16 protein-coding genes are annotated in these 17,540 nt (G+C 68.2%); 9 read left to right on the top strand and 7 right to left on the bottom strand.

Annotated features, from left to right (window positions below):
• Positions 1–2: 2 nt before the first annotated feature.
• Genes DSM104443_RS16515 through queG form a run of 4 tightly spaced genes read right to left on the bottom strand, consistent with a single transcriptional unit; the run spans position 3 to position 5,384 of the window.
• Positions 3–1,451, bottom strand: coding sequence for a hypothetical protein (locus tag DSM104443_RS16515; protein WP_171094171.1), 1,449 nt, complete (start codon positions 1,449–1,451; stop codon positions 3–5).
• 2 nt (positions 1,452–1,453) lie between these two features.
• On the bottom strand, positions 1,454–2,836 hold the full coding sequence (locus DSM104443_RS16510) for a hypothetical protein (RefSeq protein ID WP_171094168.1): 1,383 nt from the start codon (positions 2,834–2,836) through the stop codon (positions 1,454–1,456).
• A 9-nt stretch (positions 2,837–2,845) separates the two neighbouring features.
• Positions 2,846–4,297 (bottom strand): hypothetical protein, encoded by a 1,452-nt coding sequence (locus DSM104443_RS16505; protein ID WP_171094166.1) that lies wholly within the window; start codon positions 4,295–4,297, stop codon positions 2,846–2,848.
• A 13-nt stretch (positions 4,298–4,310) separates the two neighbouring features.
• Positions 4,311–5,384 carry a tRNA epoxyqueuosine(34) reductase QueG gene (gene queG / locus DSM104443_RS16500; protein WP_171094165.1) on the bottom strand — a complete coding sequence of 358 codons (1,074 nt, stop codon included), beginning with the start codon at positions 5,382–5,384 and terminating at the stop codon, positions 4,311–4,313.
• Between the two features lie 17 nt (positions 5,385–5,401).
• Between queG and tsaE the strand changes: the two genes are divergently transcribed.
• On the top strand, positions 5,402–5,872 hold the full coding sequence (gene tsaE / locus DSM104443_RS16495; protein ID WP_171094163.1) for a tRNA (adenosine(37)-N6)-threonylcarbamoyltransferase complex ATPase subunit type 1 TsaE: 471 nt from the start codon (positions 5,402–5,404) through the stop codon (positions 5,870–5,872).
• Positions 5,873–5,958: 86 nt separating this feature from the next.
• Positions 5,959–7,203, top strand: coding sequence for an N-acetylmuramoyl-L-alanine amidase (locus DSM104443_RS16490; protein ID WP_343034615.1), 1,245 nt, complete (start codon positions 5,959–5,961; stop codon positions 7,201–7,203).
• 48 nt (positions 7,204–7,251) lie between these two features.
• Here DSM104443_RS16490 and DSM104443_RS16485 read toward each other — a convergent pair whose 3' ends face one another.
• The gene (locus tag DSM104443_RS16485; protein WP_171094156.1) at positions 7,252–9,696 is read right to left on the bottom strand and encodes a putative bifunctional diguanylate cyclase/phosphodiesterase; all 2,445 of its coding nucleotides are present in this window, start codon (positions 9,694–9,696) and stop codon (positions 7,252–7,254) included.
• 76 nt (positions 9,697–9,772) lie between these two features.
• Here DSM104443_RS16485 and mutL point away from each other — a divergent pair, with 76 nt between their 5' ends.
• Both mutL and miaA read left to right on the top strand, forming a co-directional pair.
• Positions 9,773–11,533 carry a DNA mismatch repair endonuclease MutL gene (gene mutL / locus DSM104443_RS16480; protein ID WP_171094155.1) on the top strand — a complete coding sequence of 587 codons (1,761 nt, stop codon included), beginning with the start codon at positions 9,773–9,775 and terminating at the stop codon, positions 11,531–11,533.
• Between the two features lie 51 nt (positions 11,534–11,584).
• Positions 11,585–12,544 (top strand): tRNA (adenosine(37)-N6)-dimethylallyltransferase MiaA, encoded by a 960-nt coding sequence (gene miaA / locus DSM104443_RS16475; protein WP_171094152.1) that lies wholly within the window; start codon positions 11,585–11,587, stop codon positions 12,542–12,544.
• Here miaA and DSM104443_RS16470 read toward each other — a convergent pair.
• Positions 12,522–12,749 (bottom strand): dodecin family protein, encoded by a 228-nt coding sequence (locus tag DSM104443_RS16470; RefSeq protein ID WP_171094150.1) that lies wholly within the window; start codon positions 12,747–12,749, stop codon positions 12,522–12,524. The two genes, miaA and DSM104443_RS16470, sit on opposite strands and share 23 nt — an antisense overlap.
• Positions 12,750–12,783: 34 nt before the next feature.
• Entirely contained in the window at positions 12,784–13,998 is a 1,215-nt protein-coding gene (gene xseA / locus DSM104443_RS16465; RefSeq protein WP_171094148.1) for an exodeoxyribonuclease VII large subunit, read from the bottom strand.
• A 544-nt stretch (positions 13,999–14,542) separates the two neighbouring features.
• On the opposite strand from xseA, the gene DSM104443_RS16460 reads away from it, so the two are divergent.
• From DSM104443_RS16460 to kdsB, 5 genes are read left to right on the top strand one after another with little or no spacing between them, the layout of a single operon-like run.
• Positions 14,543–15,154 carry a MotA/TolQ/ExbB proton channel family protein gene (locus tag DSM104443_RS16460; protein ID WP_171094146.1) on the top strand — a complete coding sequence of 204 codons (612 nt, stop codon included), beginning with the start codon at positions 14,543–14,545 and terminating at the stop codon, positions 15,152–15,154.
• Positions 15,151–15,567, top strand: coding sequence for an ExbD/TolR family protein (locus tag DSM104443_RS16455; RefSeq protein ID WP_171094142.1), 417 nt, complete (start codon positions 15,151–15,153; stop codon positions 15,565–15,567). The genes DSM104443_RS16460 and DSM104443_RS16455 overlap by 4 nt, the downstream gene beginning before the upstream one ends.
• 1 nt (position 15,568) lies before the next feature.
• Positions 15,569–16,600 carry a tetraacyldisaccharide 4'-kinase gene (lpxK, locus tag DSM104443_RS16450; protein ID WP_171094140.1) on the top strand — a complete coding sequence of 344 codons (1,032 nt, stop codon included), beginning with the start codon at positions 15,569–15,571 and terminating at the stop codon, positions 16,598–16,600.
• Positions 16,581–16,760 carry a Trm112 family protein gene (locus DSM104443_RS16445; RefSeq protein ID WP_171094138.1) on the top strand — a complete coding sequence of 60 codons (180 nt, stop codon included), beginning with the start codon at positions 16,581–16,583 and terminating at the stop codon, positions 16,758–16,760. Before lpxK ends, DSM104443_RS16445 begins: the two co-directional genes overlap by 20 nt.
• Before the next feature lie 5 nt (positions 16,761–16,765).
• On the top strand, positions 16,766–17,539 hold the full coding sequence (gene kdsB / locus DSM104443_RS16440) for a 3-deoxy-manno-octulosonate cytidylyltransferase (protein ID WP_171094136.1): 774 nt from the start codon (positions 16,766–16,768) through the stop codon (positions 17,537–17,539).
• Position 17,540: the final 1 nt, after the last annotated feature.

The raw sequence follows: 17,540 nt of genomic DNA, 5'->3' as shown, positions 1-17,540 counted from the left end.
GGCTAGGGTGTTGCGATGTCGCGGCGGAACTTGAGCGGGAACGATCCGCCGTAGTTGCCCTGGCACGTGGCCGTTCCGCACGCGAGGTTGCCGTTGCGGAAGGTGCGCAGCGTGAAGCCCACCGCGGGCAGTCCCACGTAGGTCTGGCTGCCGGTCGTCACCAGGCCCGTCACCGTGTCGATGACCTGCGACGTGGGGAGGCTCGTCACGGTGTTCCCGGCCGGGCCAACCCGCCACGAGAACGAACCGTTCGCCACGGGATCTTCCCCGAGCCGGATGCGAGTCGTGCGCGTGGTCATGGGCGGCTGGTTGAACCCGCCGCCACTCGTGGTGATGAGCGGGCCGGTGGACGCGGAGAGGACGCCCACGTCGTCTTGCGTATGCGGCAGGCCGCCGTCGAACGTGATGACGCTCGCCACGCGGTCCCATTGCGCGCTGCACGTCGGCGCGAAAGGACCCTCGCAAGGGATGGCCGATTGCCCACGACCTTCGCGATCGCGATAGTCGAGCGTGAACGCGACTCCATCGGAAGAGGGCGCGTAGGGCCGCAGCGGGAGAGTCACCACCATGTCCGTGCGCGAGAGCGTCGCTCCATCCAGCACGAACTCGCCCATGCCCTCGCGCCGCGCGAGCACCGCCGAGACGGCCTGGGTGCCGCTGCTCCAGGCGGCGCGATAGACCTTGCTGCCGACGCCCACGACACTGACGGGCGTGATCTCCGCGGCGTTGAAGCCGGGATACGGATCGGTGACCGGGCGGTAGTAGGGCTGCCTCGAGAGCTCGGCGAGCGCCTCCGCGCCCAGCGTGAAGTCGAGCCCGTCGTTCACGTTGATGAGCGTGAGCGTGCCCGCGATCCCGCCGGTCGGAGCGGCGGCCGTGAGCACGCTGGCACCCCGAAGCGCGGCGCAATTCGTGGGAACCCCGGAGAGCGACATGGTCGCCGCGGCGGCCGACGCTCCGGTGAGCGTGGCCATCTCGATCATCTCGACGTAGCCCTCGCGCGTGCGGTCCAGGCCATCGCCCAACCCGTCCGAGTTGGCGCCGGTATAGGCCGCATTCGAGAACAACACCGAAGGGGTAAACGGAAGCGGCGGGTCGGTGCAGGACTCATCCGCAGTGAGCAACCGCGTAGCGGCACCGGCCTGCTCGTCGTTGGGGACAAGGGCGACCGTCCACACGTCATAGGGGGCCAGGAATGCATTGACGGCGAGCATCACGCGGCCGTTGCGGGCCTCGCGGAAGTTCACGCGCAGGGCCTTCACCGTGTCCGTGTGGTTCACGACCGACAGGTAGGTGTTGAACTGGGCGCCCTGCACGATGCGCGTCGTGTAGTACGGATGGATCAGTGCCTGGCCGAGCCCGTCGTCGTCGAGGCGCACCGCGAGGGCGGGCGAGGCGAGCGACGAGGCGACCGCCGCGGCGAGGAGGCAACGCCTGGAAAGGGGATTCATCGTCAGGGCCCGGTGATGTCCCGGAGGAAGCGGAAGGGGAACACGCCACCGTAGTTGCCCTGGCACGTGCCCGAGGTGCAAGAGAGCGAGCCGTTCCGGAACGTGCGCGCGCTGAAGCCCACTTGGGGCATTCCGCGCATCGTGTGCGCGCCGGTCACGACCTCCCCGGTCGCCAGGTCGAGGCGGGTCGATCCCGGAAGGCTGGTCACGGTGTCGACGGACAGGCGAATGAGAGTGGCCCAGCCCGAGGGCGCCACTTCGGGAATGCTCGCGGCGGGCGTGGCGGAGAGGAACACACCGGGCGTTCCGGAGAGCGCGTGGGGATTCAGGGTGGTGCCGGTCAGCACGGTCGTCGCGCGTGCCCAGAACACGGGCGCGCAGTGAGTCCCGCCGATGAAATCGTCGCGAAAGCACCCCAGCCCCGTTTGCGTGGAGACGCCGTTACGTCTCCGGGTTCCGGCCCCGACGTAGTTGCCAAAGGGAGGGGAGCTGGTGATCCAGAAGGGAGGCGTGCCCGCCGAAGTGGCCGGGTAGTACGGACGCGTCGGGAAGGTCACGACGAAATCCGAGCGCGACTGCGTGGCGGGATCCACCGTGTACTCGGCCACGGCGGTGCTGCGGATCAACACGGCGCTGACGGCTTCGCGGCCGTTCGGCCACAGCGAGCGGTACAGGTAGCCGTTCGTCGCCACCACGCTCACCGGCGTGATCTCGGCGGCGCTGAAGCCGGGATAGGGATCGTTGGGCAAGCGGTGGAAGGGCTGCGTCGACAGCGCGGCCAGCGCTTCGGCGTTCAGCGTGAAGTCGTAACCGTTGGCCACGTGGAGGAGCGTGAGCGTTCCCGAAAGGCCCCCCGACGGAGCCGCGACCGTGGGCACGAGCGGCGCGGAGACGAGCGCGCAGTTGGGCGGCACGCCTTGCGTGCCCGCCGGCGTCACGGCGGCCACCGCGGCGCCGGTGAGCGTGGCCATCTCGATCACCTCGATGGAGCCCTCGAGCGAGCCGGCCGCGAACGTGAGGCCCGCGACCGGAATGGGGGGATCGACGCAGGAGGTGTCGCGGGTCAGCAACTGCGCCGTATCGCTCGTGCCGGCCGGGATCACGGCGGCGGTCCACATGTCGCGAGGGCCAAGGTAGAGGTTGAACTCGGCAACCGACGCGCCGTTCGCGCCTTCCCGGAAGCGGACCCGCACGCTCTTCGCGTCGGCCGTGTGATTCACGACCGTCACCAGCGTCTGGAACGACTCGCCCGGCGCCGACGAGCGAGCGGTGTAGTACGGATAGATCAGCGCCTGGCCGAGCCCGTCGGGGTTGAGCTGCACGGCAGCGACCGGGGCCGCTGCCAGCAGCGCGGCGCAGGCCGCGGCAGTCGAATGCAAACGCATGCCGGGATTCTACGGCACGAGCACCGAGCGCTTTGCCTCGTGCGTGTACATCCCTCCGTAATTTCCCTGGCAGGTGGCGGCGCCGGTGCACGTGAGGCTGCCGTTCCTGAAGGTGCGCACCGCGAATCCCACGGCGGGCAAGCCTTCGACGCGCGCGTTCTCGGTCACGAAGTCTCCGGTGCCGATGTTGAATGTGCGCGATGCGGCAGGCCCCATGCGCGATGGCAGGGAGAGGATCGCCGTGCCGTTCTGCACGCCCTGCGGCAGTGAGACGATCCACGCGCTCGTCGAACCCAGCGCGCCCGAGGTGCCCGCGGCGCCGCTCGCGTTGGCGCTGGTCGAGTTGCGGAACCCGACGACGGTGGCCGCCCCGTCGAGCCGCAACGGGATCTCCGTCATGGCCGGATCGCAAGTGAAGCCGCACTCGTTCTGGTAGTTCCGCGTCACGCCGTCGCGCGGCTGGACACTGAGCGCGAACTGGACGAAAGGCTGGCTCAATTCGTTCGCGAAGGGTCCGGGCGCTCCCCTGGTGGTTTCGTAGAAGCGCTTGGTGGGGAAGGTCACGACCCAGTCCGTCGAGGACTGGGTTGCGCTGTCCAGGATGATCTCGTTGTCGAGCGTCTTGCGCATGAGCGCGGCGCTGACCGCGTCCACGCCACCCGTCCACTGCATCCGGTAACCGCGATCGGCCGCGATCAGGAAGCTGCTCGTGAGGATCTCTCCCGAATTGAAGTCGGGGTAGGGATCGTTCGCGGCGCGGTAGAAGGGCAGCACGGAGAGTTGGGCCAGCGCATCGGCATTCGCCGTGAAGTCGAGCCCGCTCTGCACGTTGAGCAAGGTGAGCGTGCCCGAGAGACCGCCCGTGGGAGCCACCGTGTTGATGATTCCGTCGAGCGCGGCGCAGTTGGCCGGACGTCCGTTGGCGCCGATGGTGACCCCGGCCGCGGCGCCGCCCGTGATGGCCGCCATCTCGATCACCTCGACGTAGCCCTCGCGCGTGCGGTCGTTGCCGGTGCCCAGGCCGTCGGCGAACGCGCCCGAATAGGCCGCGCTGGAGAAGTCGAGGAACGGGGTCACACCCGTCAACACGGAGAACGCCGGCAACACGCACGAGTTGTCGGGGTTGAAGAGGCGTGCCGGCAGCGACGCATCCGGGGGCGCGGCGATCGCGCCGACCCAGGTATCGCGCGGGCCGAGGAAGAGGTTGAAGTTGCCGACTTCGCGGCCATTCTTGCTCTCGCGGAAGCGCACGCGGAGCACCTTCGCGTCGGCCGTGTGGTTCACGATCGAGATGAAGGTGTTGTACGTGTTGCCGCCGTCGACCGAGCGAACCGTGTAGTACGGGAAGATCAGCGCCTGGCCGAGCCCGTCGGGGCTGAGGTAGACGGCGTGCGATGCGGCGGGGACGAGCGCCGCGCACGCGGCGAGCGCGGCGAGGACGATGCGGATCACGTGGGACAAGGGGGCCTCCGGTTCAATGCGCGCCATTCGATGGTTGTTCGTGACGCGCCAGGGCCCAGGCCACGTGCTCCCGGACGAGCGCGGAAGGATCGTCCCGGCGTGACCGGAGAGCCGCGAGGATACCCCGGGAAGGTGACGCATTGCCCAGCGCGACGGCGATGTTGCGGAGCCATCGCTCGTGGCCGATGCGGCGAATCGCCGAGCCCTCGAAGCGCGTGTCGAATTGGTCCTGTGTCCACGCGAAAAGGTTCACCAATCTTTCGTCGTCGAGTCCGTGGCGCACGGCGAAGTCGGGGCTCGCGGCGAGCTCGGCGTACTTGTTCCAAGGGCAAGCGAGCTGGCAGTCGTCGCAGCCGTAGATGCGGTTGCCCATCGCGGGGCGGAATTCCTCGGGGATCGCGCCCGCGTGCTCGATCGTGAGGTAAGAGATGCAACGGCGCGCGTCGAGCTGGTAGGGCGCGACGATGGCGTTCGTGGGGCACGCTTCGATGCAGCGCGTGCAGGTGCCGCAGTGGTCGCCCACCGGGGCGTCGCGCTCGAGGTCGAGGCTCACGAAGAGCTCGCCCAGGAAATAGAGCGAGCCGGCCTCGCGCGAGAGCAGCAGCGTGTGCTTGCCGCGCCAGCCGAGGCCGGCCCGGGCGGCGAGGGCGACTTCCATCACGGGCGCGGAGTCGGTGAACACCCGGTAGTGGAACGAACCCAGCTCGTGGACCAGGCGATCGGCGAACGCCTGCAGCTTGTTTCGGATCACCTTGTGATAGTCGCGGCCGAGTGCGTAGCGGGATATGAACGCGCTTTCCGGATCGTCGAGGACGTCCGCGGAATCGCGCGCGGCGGGTGGCGTGTAGTTGAGCCGGACGCTGATCACGCTCAGCGTCCCGGGGACGAGCTCCGCGGGCCGGGCGCGGCGCGCACCATGCCGCGCCATATAATCCATGCCGCCATGCCAGCCGCGCCCGAGCCAGTCGAGCAGCCGTGCTTCTTCCGCCTCGAGGTTCGTGCCGGCGATCGCCACCGCATCGAAGCCGAGCTCCCGGCCCCACTGCTTGATGCGGTCCTCGATGCGAGTGGCCACTTGCGTTTCCATTCCCGCGATTCTAATTCGTGCTGAAGACCATCCTCCCCGACGAGAACGCGACCCTGGCCCTGGGAGGCGCGATCGCGCGCGGGATCGAGCCCGGGCTGGTCGTTTTCCTCCACGGTGACCTGGGGGCCGGGAAGACGACGCTCGTCCGCGGGGTGCTGCGAGGGCTAGGATTCGAGGGCCGGGTCAAAAGTCCGACCTATGCGTTAGTTGAACTTTATGAGGTTTCGAGGTTAGACTTCCATCACTTTGATTTTTATAGGTTCCAGGACCCTCGGGAATGGAACGAAGCCGGGTTTCGGGATACCTTCGACGGCCGCCGCGTGAGCTTCGTGGAATGGCCGGAGAAAGCGCATGGCCTGCTGCCGACGGCCGACGTGGAGATCACGCTCGCGATCCAGGACGTTGGGAGGGTGGCGACGCTGAAGGCGAACACGCCGATGGGAATCCGCTGCCTCGAAGCTGCGATGCGTCCGGCCCCGGTGCGCTAGCGCACCTGGCACTCGTCGCCGCGCTGGCCATCAGCGCACTCCTCATTTCCTCGCATGCTTTCGGGCAAACCGTCACCGCCTCGCGCGTGTGGCCCGCCGACGAGTACACCCGCGTCACGCTCGAGGGCGCGAAGCCCTTCAAGTTCCAGTCGTTCTTCGTGAAGGATCCCGAGCGCCTCGTGATCGACCTCGAGGGCCTCGAGGTGAACGACGAGCTGCGCTCGCTCGCCGCGAAGGTGCGCGACGACGATCCCTACATCAAGACGATGCGCGTCGCCGTGAACCGCCCCGGAGTGTCGCGCCTCGTGTTCGACCTGAAGACCGAAGTGAAGCCGCAGGTGTTCCCGCTCGCTCCCGTGGGCGAGTACAAGCATCGCCTCGTGATCGACATCTATCCCGCGAAGCCCAGGGACCCGCTGCTGGCGCTGCTGAAGCCGCCCGATCCGATCGGCGAGATGTCGCAGGCCCCGGTGACGGGCGCCCCGGCTCCCGCCACGCAAACGCCCCTGCCGCCGACGATCGCCGCGCCGCCCATCGAGGTCGCCCGGGTCGAGGTGCCCGACCTGCCGGTGCTGAAGCTCGATCCCCGCAAGCCCGCCAAGGTGCCGAAGATGGAGCGCCTGGTGATCGTGGCGATCGACGCGGGCCACGGTGGCGAGGATCCCGGAGCGCGCGGACGCGGAGGCACGCACGAGAAGGACGTGACGCTCGCGATCGCCAAGCGCCTCAAGGCCCAGATCGACAAGGAGCCGGGCATGCGCGGCGTGCTGGTGCGCGACGGCGACTACTTCATCCCGCTCGCGCAGCGCGTGACGAAATCGCGGCGCGTGCAGGCCGATCTCTTCGTCTCGATCCACGCCGACGCCTGGGTGAAGCCCGATGCGCGCGGCTCGTCGGTGTTCGCCCTGTCCGAGCGCGGCGCGACGTCCGCCGCGGCACGGATGCTCGCGCAGAGGGAGAACCAGTCGGACATGATCGGCGGCGTGAACCTCGGCGTGAAGGATCCGGTCCTTGCGCGCACGCTGCTCGACCTCTCGCTTACCGCGACGATCAACGACTCGCTCAAGCTCGGCAAGGCGGTGCTGGGGGAGATCGGGGACATCAACTCGCTCCACAAGCAGTCGGTGGAGCAGGCGGGCTTCGCGGTCCTCAAGGCGCCGGATATTCCTTCGATTCTGGTCGAGACCGCGTTCATCTCGAATCCCGAGGAGGAGCGTCGCCTCAAGGACGCCGGGTACCAGGACAAGCTCGCCGCCGCCATTCTCGGCGGCATCAAGCGGTACCTCTCGAACAATCCTCCCCTCGCCCGCAACAAGGTCGCCAGTAACTAATTGGGGTCAGACCCCAATTGGAATTAATTAGGGTCTGACCCTAATTAATTAGTGGTTCACGGCCCGGATGGGGGGTGGGACGTCGGCGGCGACCTGGGCCTTGAGCATGGCGGTCGCTTCGAGGGAAGTGACCGGCTTCGAGAAGAGGAAGCCCTGGAACGCATCGCAGTGGTTGGCGCGCAGGAACTCGAGCTGCGCTCGCGTTTCCACGCCCTCGGCGATCACGCGCAGCTTCAGTCGCTTGGCCATCGCGATGATCGCCTCGGTGATCGAGCCGGAGGAGGCGTCGTCGGGCACGTTGGCGATGAAGGAGCGGTCGATCTTCATGCTCGTGGCCGGTAGCCGCTTCAGCTGCCCCAGCGACGAGTAGCCGACGCCGAAGTCGTCGACCGCCACGCGCATGCCCACCGAGCGGAGCTGTGTCAGCGTCTCCACCGACTGCTCGAGGTTGCGCATGATCATCGTCTCGGTGATCTCGAGCTCGACCAGCTTCGGATTGGCGCCCGTCTCGCGCACGATCGTGAGCAGCGTGGAGACGAGGCGGCGCGACATGAACTGGCGCGGCGAGATGTTGATGGAGATCGCCACCGGTGGCAGCCCGTCGTCCGCCCAGGCCTTGAGCTGGCGGCAGGCGGTGCGGAAGACCCACTCGCCGAGCTGCACGATGAGCCCCAGCTCCTCGGCGACGAAGATGAAGTCCTTCGGGTACACCTCGCCCTTTTGCGGGTCGTTCCAGCGCACCAGCGCTTCCATGCCGGAGATCTCGCCGGTGGCGATGTCGACCTGAGGCTGGTAGCGCAGGAAGAACTCCTCGTTCTCCAGCGCGCGGCGGAGCTTTCCTTCGATCTCCAGGCGCTTGGAGAGCAGGAAGTTGAGATCGCCGGTGAAGAAGCGGATGGTGTTCCGGCCCGCGTCCTTCGCCTGGTACATGGCGTTGTCGGCGTGCTTCAGCAAATGGCTCACGTCGGTGGCGTCGTTCGGGTAGTGGCTGATGCCGATCGAGGTCGTGATGTGGATCTCGTGGCCACTCACCTCCACCGGGCGCATCAGCTCCTTCAGGATCTTGTCGGCCACCACGCGCGCGTTCTCGGGGCGCTCGAGGTCCGGCAGGATCACCACGAACTCGTCGCCGCCCTCGCGGGAGACGGTATCCACCTCGCGCACGCAGGTCTGCAGGCGCTGCGCCACGTCGCGCAGGATGAAGTCGCCGCTCTCGTGGCCGAGCGTGTCGTTCACGATCTTGAAGCGGTCCAGGTCGAGGAAGAGCACGGCCACGTGGCGCTGCTTCCGCCGGGCGCTGATGATCGCCTGGTTCAGGCGGTCCTGCATGAGGCGGCGGTTGGGCAGGCCCGTGAGCGCATCGTGGTGCGCCATGTAGTGGATCGTGCGCTCGGTGTTGAGGCGCTCGGTCACGTCCTGGACCAGCGAGGCGTAGCCGATGATCTTCCCGCCCGGGTCCACGAGCGGCGTGTTGTACCACTCGCAATGGATCGTCCGCCCGCCGCGCGTCACGTTCACGAGCGTGGTCTTGCTGCCGTCCTTGGTCTCGGCCACCTCGCGCCACATCGCCTCGACGCTTTCGCGCTCGGCCTGCGCGACCACGAAGCCCTCGGCGCTGCGATGCAGGGCATCGGCCGCGGAGTACCCGAAGATCGCTTCCGCGGCAGGGTTCCAGGCGATCACCCGGAACTGCCTGTCCCACTCGATCACCCCGAGCGGCGTGCGCTCGAAGTGCATGCGCACTTTCTGCGCGGTGAGCAGCTCCTGCTGCTGCGCCTTCAGGCGCTCGACCATCTCGCCGGCAAGCGCGTCCATGGCCTGCTGCAGCTTGTTGCGCTCGCTCTCCAGCTCGCTGTCGCGGTTCACGAGCACGCGCGCGGTGGTGAGCGACTCGACCAGCGCGCCGTGCACCTTGGTGTGGATGTAGGGGAGCACGAGGGCGAGCAGGAGCACGAGGCCGGAGAGCGCCATCTGCGCCCGGTCACCGGAGAAGCCCAGCGCGATGGCGAGCGGCACCAGGCCCACGAAGGCAGTGACCTTGTACGCGTAGCGATGCGGTGCGTGATAAGCGACCGCGCCCGTGAGCAGCAGCGTGACCACCATCACCACCGAGAGGCGGCTCGCCATGCGCGTGGTCTCGGGCAGCAGCACGGTGCCGATCAGCGCCCACAGCGCCGCGGTGAGGAAGGTGCCGATGAGGAACGCGCGTTCCCACTGCCGGAGCTCGCGCGCCTGCGGGTTCACGTTGAGGAAGACCTTGTAGAGCGCGTAGCGCCCGACGGTGAGCAGCGAGATGCCGACGAACCAGGCGAAGAGCGTCGGGCGCGCGAGGTCGTCCCACAGGATCACGCCGAGGATGAACGTCACCAGGAGCGTGGCGAGGTATTCGACCAGCGAGAACCGATAGAGGAGCCGAACTTCCTCGTTGAAGATGGTGGCTTCGTCCTCGAGTCCGGCGTCGCGAATCGGCGCGGGGGGCAGGTGCGTCGTCATGCCTCTTCTCGGGTCGCCCAATGCGCGGGGCGGAACGCGAAAGCGCTGCGGGGCAGTGTAACATTGCGTTGATTTCATGGGCAAAATCGCCGCACTCCCCGAGCTCCTCGTCAACCAGATCGCCGCCGGCGAGGTGGTCGAACGCCCGAGCTCCGTCCTGAAGGAGCTGCTGGAGAACAGCCTCGACGCGGGCGCCCGCAGCATCTCGGTCGATCTCGCGGAAGGCGGCGTGCGCCGGCTGCGCGTCGCCGACGACGGCGGCGGCATCTCGCCGGAGGATCTCCCGCTCGCCGTCGCGCGCTTCGCCACCTCCAAGATCGCGACGCTCGCCGACCTCGAGCGCGCGGTGTCGCTGGGCTTCCGCGGTGAGGCCCTCGCTTCGATCGGCTCCGTGTCGCGCCTGGCCATCGTGAGCCGCGAGGCCGCGCAGAAGAACGCGTGGAAGATCGCCGTGGACGGCGGGACGATGACGCCGGTGGAACCCGCGGCGCTCGCGGCCGGGACGACGGTGGACGTGGAGGAGCTCTTCTACAACACGCCCGCGCGCCGCAAGTTCCTGAAGAGCGAGGCCACCGAGTACGGCCGGAGCGAGGAGGCGTTCTCGCGCATCGCGCTTTCGCGCCCCGACGTCGCCTTCGCGCTCACGCACAACGGCCGGCGCTCGGCTCACCTGCCGCCCGAGGATCCCCGAGCACGGGCCGCGCGCATCATCGGCGACGATTTCGCCGCCGGTGCCGTGGAAGTCTCCGCCGAGGGCGCGAAGCTGCGGTTGAGCGGCCTCGTCGCCGCGCCCGGCTTCACGCGCGCCAGCCGAGACGCCCAATACCTCTACGTGAACGGCCGCTTCGTGCGCGACAAGGTCGTGGCGCACGCGATTCGCGAGGCGTATGCGGACGTCCTCCACCACGACCGGCATCCGGCCTACGTGCTCTTCCTCGAGATCGATCCCGCGCTCGTCGATGTGAACGTGCATCCCGCGAAGAGCGAAGTCCGCTTCCGCGACTCCGGCTCGATGCACGGCTTCGTGTTCCATGCGCTCACGCGCGCGCTGTCGCGGCCGCTCGCGGGCGAGACGGCACCGCCTCCGGCCGGCGCCTTGCCGGCGTGGGCTTCGGTGCAGCGCCCCGCGATGCAGGGCTCGTTCTCGGTATCGCAGCCGGCGTCGGCGTACGAATCGCTCTTCGCGGGTGCCGTCACGGCCGAGCGCGACGCACGGCCGTCGCTCACCTCGGCCATCGCCCCGGCGGGCGAGGGCGCGCGCCTGGGATTCGCGCTCGCGCAGGTGCACGGCGTGTTCGTGCTCGCGCAGAACGCCGAAGGCCTCGTGATCGTCGACATGCATGCCGCGCACGAGCGCATCGTCTACGAGAAGCTGAAGGGCGCGCTCGACGCGTCCGTGCTCGCCTCGCAGCCGCTGCTCGTGCCGATCCCCCTGCCGGCCACCGCCGAGGAAGTGGAGCAGGCGCAGTCGTCGCGCGAAGCGCTTTCCAGCCTCGGCTTCGACGTGGCCGCGGCCGGCCCTCGGGAGCTGGTGGTGCGCGCCGTGCCCGCGCTGCTCTCCGACCTCGACACGGCCGCGCTGCTGCGCTCGGTGCTCGCCGACATGCGGGAGTACGGAGCGAGCCGCGCGCTGGTGGAGCAGAGGAACGAGCTGCTCTCCACGATGGCGTGCCACGCTGCCGTGCGCGCCAACCGCATGCTCACGATTCCGGAGATGAACGCGCTGCTGCGCGAGATGGAGGAGACCGAGCGCGCGGGAAGCTGCAACCACGGGCGGCCGACGTGGGTGCAGTTCTCGATGGCGGATCTCGATCGCCTGTTCATGCGGGGGCGCTGACGCGCGCTACGGCGAAAGGCTTCCTCCGCAGATGAACGCAGATCAACGCAGATGAACGCCGAGGCAAGACGGCTCAAGGCAGTGTTCGTGCTTGGGCCGACCGCCAGTGGCAAGACGCACGTTGCGTTGGATCTGGCGAGGCGGTTTCCGGTCGAGATCGTGAGTGTCGATTCGGCGCAGGTTTATCGCGGCATGGATGTAGGCACCGCGAAGCCGACCGCTGAAGAGCGAGCCTCCGTACCGCATCACCTCCTCGATATCCTCGATCCGACCGACGCTTATTCGGCAGGGCGCTTTCGCGAGGATGCGCTGCGATTGATCGGCGAGATCCATGCTCGGGGAAAGGTGCCGGTGCTCGCGGGCGGCACGATGCTCTACTTCCGCACGCTGACGCAGGGGCTGGCCGAGTTGCCGCCGGCGCAACCCGCACTACGTACCGCGCTCGATCGCCGCGCGGCCGCCGAAGGCTGGCCCGCCCTGCATGCGGAGCTGGCGAAGGTCGATCCGGTCACGGCGGCGCGCTTCGAGCCCACGGATGCGCAGCGTATCCAGCGTGCACTCGAGGTGTACCGGGTGACCGGCCGCACGCTGGCGAGCCTGCTGCGCGACACGGCGATCCCGGCGCTCGCCTTCGACTCCGTGCGCATCGTGCTCGAGCCTTCCGACCGCGCGGTGCTGCACGAGCGCATCGCCAGGCGCTTCCACGCGATGCTCGCCGCCGGCCTCGTCGAGGAGCTCGCCGCGCTACGCGAGCGCTACGTGCTGCACGCGGACCTTCCCTCGATGCGCTCGGTGGGCTATCGCCAGGCGTGGCAAGTGCTCGACGGACTCGGCGATCGCGAGGGCCTGGCGGACAAGGGAATCGCAGCCACGAGGCAACTGGCGAAGCGCCAGCTCACGTGGCTGCGGTCGATGGAAGGGGTGGAACGCTACGACTGCCTGCGGCCGGACCTCGCGGAGAGCGTCGCGGCGCGGGTGGAGGGTTTCCTCAGTCGTCCCCGTGGTACTTGAACGAGAGCTTCATCTTCGCGCGGTAGATCAGCTTGCCGCCGTCGATCTTCACGTCGAGGGTCTCCACCTCGGCCACGCGCAGGTCGCGCAGGCTCTTCGACGCGGTCTTGATTCCGTTCTTCGCGGCTTCCGCCCAGGAGTTCGGGCTCGTGCCCACGATCTCGATCAGCTTGTAGACGGCATTCGTCGATTTCTTGCTGGCCATTGCGTCCTCCGGAATTTGGGATTCGGGAGGACGACTATACCGATTTTTCGACTTTCACCACCCGCACGCCCGCGCCGCCTTTCGAGAACGTGATGTCGAGCGCGGCATCGGGGGCGAGGCCTTCGCTGGTGTGGCGGATGTGGCCGTCGGCATCGCGCACGATCGAGTAGCCGCGCCCGAGCACCTGCGTCGGATCGAGATGGCCGAGGGCGGTGCGCTGCGCCTTCAGACGCGCGGCGTGGAGCTCCATGCGGCCGGCCACCGCGTTGCGCAGGCGCCTTGCATGGAGGGTCAATGTCTCGCGCTGCCGCGCGATGCGCTCGGCCGGCGTGAGGAGCCGCCGCGCGAGGGCATCGAGGCGTTGCGATTGCGTCTCGAGGATGCGCTGCAGGTCGCGCGAGAGGCGGCGGCGCAACGCGGCGACGTCGGCGGCGAGCGCTTCGCGGTCCGGGCTCGCGGCGGCCGCGGCCGCGGTCGGCGTCGGCGCACGCAGGTCGGCCGCGAAATCCGCGATGGTGAAGTCGGTCTCGTGACCCACGCCGCTCACGACCGGGATCGCCGAGCCGGCGATGGCGCGGGCGACGATCTCTTCGTTGAAGGCCCACAGGTCCTCGAGGCTTCCGCCGCCGCGCGCGACGACGAGCACGTCGACTTCTCCGCGGGCATTCGCGATCTCGATCGCCGCGGCGATGCGCGGCGCGGCGCTCCCGCCCTGCACGGGCGCGGGATAGAGGATCACGGGAATCATCGGCGCGCGTTGTCGTAGCGTGCTGAGCATGTCGCGCAGCGCGGCCGCCGCGGGCGAGGTCACCAGGCCGATGGCGCGCGGGAAGAGCGGCAGCTCCCGCTTGCGGTCCGGATCGAACAGGCCTTCCGCTCCGAGCCTCGTCTTCAACTTCTCGAAGGCTTCGTGCAATGCGCCGAGGCCCGACTTGCGCAGCTCCTCGACCACGAGTTGGTACTTACCCCGCGGCTCGTAGAGCGTCACGCGGGCGCGGGCCTCGACCTTCATGCCGTCGACGGGCTTGAAGTCGAGGAAGCGCGCGCGGCCCTGGAACATCGCCGCATCGACCGCGGCTTCGGCGTCCTTCAGGCAGAAGTACCAGTGGCCCGACGAGGCGAGCTTCACGTTCGAGAGCTCGCCCGCGACCCAGATCATGTCGAGCTCGGATTCGATCAGCTCGCGCACCTGGCGGTTGAGCTGCGAGACGGTCAACGGCGGGGCCAGGCCGGGAAGAAAGGCGCTCATGGGAGCGCCATCGTAGAGGGGTTTCGAGAGGGAAGCGAGGCCCTTTTCAGAGGGAAAACCGGCTTCGCTATCCACCGCTCGGCGCGTTGGCCGTCGCCAACGCCCGACAAGGTGCGGCACGTGCCGCTTGACACCCGAAAAAATTTGTAAGTGGTTGAAGATGCTGGGTAATCACGATTCGTTCAAAAATTGAGCGGAAAAGAAAAAACCCTTGTGGGAGGGTCACTTGGACACGCACTCCGGAACTCGCCCACAGGCTTATCCACAGGCTCTGTGGGTAAAGTCCTACGCGCCGCGCGAGCCCGCCCCGCTGTCACTCTGAGAATCGCAAACGAATCGCAACGAATCGAGAGCGGATGCGGCTTCGACGACCAAACTCCGCGCGAAACCGCGCCAGTGCTCGATCCGCAAGCGGGAACCGCGCGCGTCTTCAAGTGATTTCTCAAAACGGGTTGTGCCGGCGGACACCGTCACGCACAAACTATTGTGGAAAGATGGCCCGCAAGCTAAAGTTCGATCGGTTTTTTAGCGGGAGCAGCAACGCGTGTTGTCCATCCTCGAAGCGGCCGGCTGGCCGATCTGGTTCATCCTCCTGGCATCCATCATTGCGCTCGCGATCATCGGCGAGCGCTTCTGGTCGCTGCGCACGTCGGTCGTGGCGCCTCGCGACCTGCTGCCCAAGGTCATCGCCGAATACCAGGCCAAGGGCGTCTCGCAGGACCTCATCAACCGGTTGCACGCCGGTCCGATGATCGGACGCGTGTTCGCCGCGGCGCTGCTGAACGACCGCATGTCGCGTGAGGTGCTCAAGGATTCGGTGGAAGACGCAGGGCGCGCGGTCGGCCTCGAGCTCGAGCGCTTCCTCAACACGCTGGGCACCATCGCCACCATCTCCACGCTGCTGGGCCTCTTCGGCACCATCGTGGGCATGATCGAGATCTTCGGCTCGCAGAACCCGGTGTCGGGCGGCAACCCCGCCGCGCTCGCGCACGGCATCTCGGTCGCGCTCTACAACACGCTCTTCGGCATCGGCATCGCCATCCCCGCGGTGATCTTCTACCGCCACTTCCGCCACCGGGTCGATACGCTGATCATCGACATGGAAAGCCAGGCGATCAAGCTGATCGAGCTGGTGCACGGCGAACGCCGCGCATGAACTTCCGGAAGGGCCGCGCTCGCGAGGAGCCGGAGATCAACCTCATCCCGCTGATCGACATCCTGATCGTGGTGTTGATCTTCCTGTTCCTCACCACGACCTACAGCCGCTTCTCCGAGCTGCAGATCAACCTGCCCGAAGCCTCCGCGGGCAAGGCGGCCGAGGGCCCCGAGATCCTCAACATCGCCGTGGACGCGCAGGGCCGCTACGCCATCAACGGCACCGCGACCGTGTTCGGCAACCCCGCCGCCTTCTCGCAGCGCCTGAAGGAAGCCGCGAAGGGCCGCAAGGACCCGGTGATCGCCATCAGTGCCGACGCCGCCGCCACGCACCAGGCGGTGGTGAACGTGATGGAGAGCGCCCGCCTCGCGGGCTTCAACCACATCTCGTTCACGACGCAATCGCGCCCTTAGCGTGACCGCGTGGTTCGAACGGGAATGGCAGCGCCTCGGCGGCGGCGCGCTCGTCTTCCTGCCCCTGTCGGTCCTCTTCCGCTTCGCGGTCTTCCTGCGCCGGTTCGCGTATCGCTCGGGCCTGGTCAAGCCTTGGCGCGCGAAGGTGCCGGTGATCGTCGTGGGCAACATCTCCGTGGGCGGCACCGGCAAGACGCCGGTCACCATCGCGATCGTCGAGATGCTGAAGGCCAACGGGTTCACGCCCGGCGTGGTCTCGCGCGGCTACGGGAGCGTTCCCTCGACGGAGCAGGATCCCTCGGGTGTCGTGCGCGTCTTTCCCGAGCGCGCGACGCCGGAGCTCTTCGGCGACGAGCCGGTGGTGATCGCCCGGCGCTGCCGCGTCCCGGTGTTCATCTCGCCCAACCGGCCCGCGGCCGTGCAGGCGTTGCTGCGCACCAGCCCCGAGATCGACGTGGTCGTGAGCGACGACGGCCTGCAGCACTACGCCCTGGGGCGCGACATCGAGATCGCGGTGGTCGACGGCGAGCGTCGCTTCGGCAACGGCTTGCTGCTGCCCTCCGGACCCTTACGCGAGCCCGTGTCGCGGCTGAAGGAAGTCGATGCGGCGATCGTGACGGGGGGACACTCGGACCAGGTGCCGGCCCCGCGCCAGTTCGCGATGCGCCTGGGCGGCGACACGTTCGTCCATCTTCCCGACAACGAGGCGCGCACGCCGGAGGAGTTCGCGATGATGGTGCGCGGGCTCCCGGTCGCGGCGATCGCGGGCATCGCGCATCCGGAGCGGTTCTTCACGCACCTCGAGTCGCTCGGCGTGCGCACGAAGAACCTGTCCTTTCCCGATCACTATTTCTATCGCGCGGCAGACCTGAAGCTCCCGGGGGCCGAGGCGATCGTCATGACGGAGAAGGATGCCGTAAAATGCGCGGCATTCGCCGACGGCCGCATGTGGTTCCTTCGCGTCACGGCCGTCCTCCCGCCCGAGTTCGAAGCCTTTCTCCTGGAACGCCTGCATGGACTCCAAGCTGCTTGAGATCCTCGTCTGCCCGCTCTGCAAGGGTCCGCTCGTGTGGAGGAAGGACGCCTCCGAGCTCGTCTGCAAGGGCGACCGCCTCGCCTTCCCGGTGCGCGACGGCATCCCCGTGATGCTCGAGGAAGAAGCCCGCACGCTCGGCCCCGACGAGGACGCTTAAGGCCCATGGCCGCGCTGCCCGCGTTCCGCGTCATCGTGCCGGCGCGCATGCATTCGACGCGCCTGCCGCGGAAGATGCTGGCGGATATCGGCGGGAAGCCGCTCGTCGCGTGGGTCGCGGAACGCGCGGCGCAGAGCGGGGCGCAGGAAGTCGTCGTCGCCACCGACCACGAGGACATCCGCTCCGCGGTCGCCGCGCGCGGCGTGAAGGTGATCCTCACCTCGCCGGACCATCCCACCGGCACAGATCGCCTCGCCGAGGCCGTGGCCCAGCTCGCGCTCGGCGACGACGAGATCGTGGTCAACGTCCAGGGCGACGAGCCGCTGCTCGATCCGGAGCTGGTGCGGCAGGTCGCGCGGTCGCTCGCGGACCATCCCGGCGCCTCCATCTCGACCGCCGCGCATCCGCTGCACGATGCGGCGACGTTCTTCTCGCCCAACGTGGTGAAGGTGGTCATCGACGACGCGGGCTATGCGCAGTACTTCTCGCGCGCGCCCATCCCGTATGCACGCGATGCCTTCGCGAAGTCGCGCGAGGCGTTGCCGGCGGATTTCCCCGCGTACCGCCACATCGGCATCTACGCCTATCGCGTGCGCTTCCTGCGCGAGTACGTGTCGCTCGCGCAAACCGCGGCGGAACGCTTCGAGGCGCTGGAGCAGCTGCGCGCGCTGGGCCACGGCTACCGCATCGCGGTAGCACTGTGGAACGGCAACCTCGAAGCGGGCGTGGATACGCAGGAAGACCTGGAGCGCGTGCGCTCCGTGCTCGCGTCCCGCTAGC

The organism is Usitatibacter rugosus (assembly GCF_013003965.1).
GTDB classification, from domain to species: domain Bacteria; phylum Pseudomonadota; class Gammaproteobacteria; order Burkholderiales; family Usitatibacteraceae; genus Usitatibacter; species Usitatibacter rugosus.
This window is presented reverse-complemented; position numbering and strand designations above follow the sequence as displayed.

Excerpts from the sequence above, each read along its gene's own strand:
- kdsB (WP_171094136.1), top strand. The coding sequence starts at position 16,766 with ATGGCCGCGCTGCCCGCGTTCCGCGTCATCGTGCCGGCGCGCATGCAT.
- DSM104443_RS16445 (WP_171094138.1), top strand. The coding sequence starts at position 16,581 with ATGGACTCCAAGCTGCTTGAGATCCTCGTCTGCCCGCTCTGCAAGGGT.
- queG (WP_171094165.1), bottom strand. The coding sequence starts at position 5,384 with ATGGAAACGCAAGTGGCCACTCGCATCGAGGACCGCATCAAGCAGTGG.
- DSM104443_RS16485 (WP_171094156.1), bottom strand. The coding sequence starts at position 9,696 with ATGACGACGCACCTGCCCCCCGCGCCGATTCGCGACGCCGGACTCGAG.
- DSM104443_RS16470 (WP_171094150.1), bottom strand. The coding sequence starts at position 12,749 with ATGGCCAGCAAGAAATCGACGAATGCCGTCTACAAGCTGATCGAGATC.
- DSM104443_RS16510 (WP_171094168.1), bottom strand. The coding sequence starts at position 2,836 with ATGCGTTTGCATTCGACTGCCGCGGCCTGCGCCGCGCTGCTGGCAGCG.
- DSM104443_RS16515 (WP_171094171.1), bottom strand. The coding sequence starts at position 1,451 with ATGAATCCCCTTTCCAGGCGTTGCCTCCTCGCCGCGGCGGTCGCCTCG.
- mutL (WP_171094155.1), top strand. The coding sequence starts at position 9,773 with ATGGGCAAAATCGCCGCACTCCCCGAGCTCCTCGTCAACCAGATCGCC.
- xseA (WP_171094148.1), bottom strand. The coding sequence starts at position 13,998 with ATGAGCGCCTTTCTTCCCGGCCTGGCCCCGCCGTTGACCGTCTCGCAG.
- DSM104443_RS16455 (WP_171094142.1), top strand. The coding sequence starts at position 15,151 with ATGAACTTCCGGAAGGGCCGCGCTCGCGAGGAGCCGGAGATCAACCTC.
- miaA (WP_171094152.1), top strand. The coding sequence starts at position 11,585 with ATGAACGCCGAGGCAAGACGGCTCAAGGCAGTGTTCGTGCTTGGGCCG.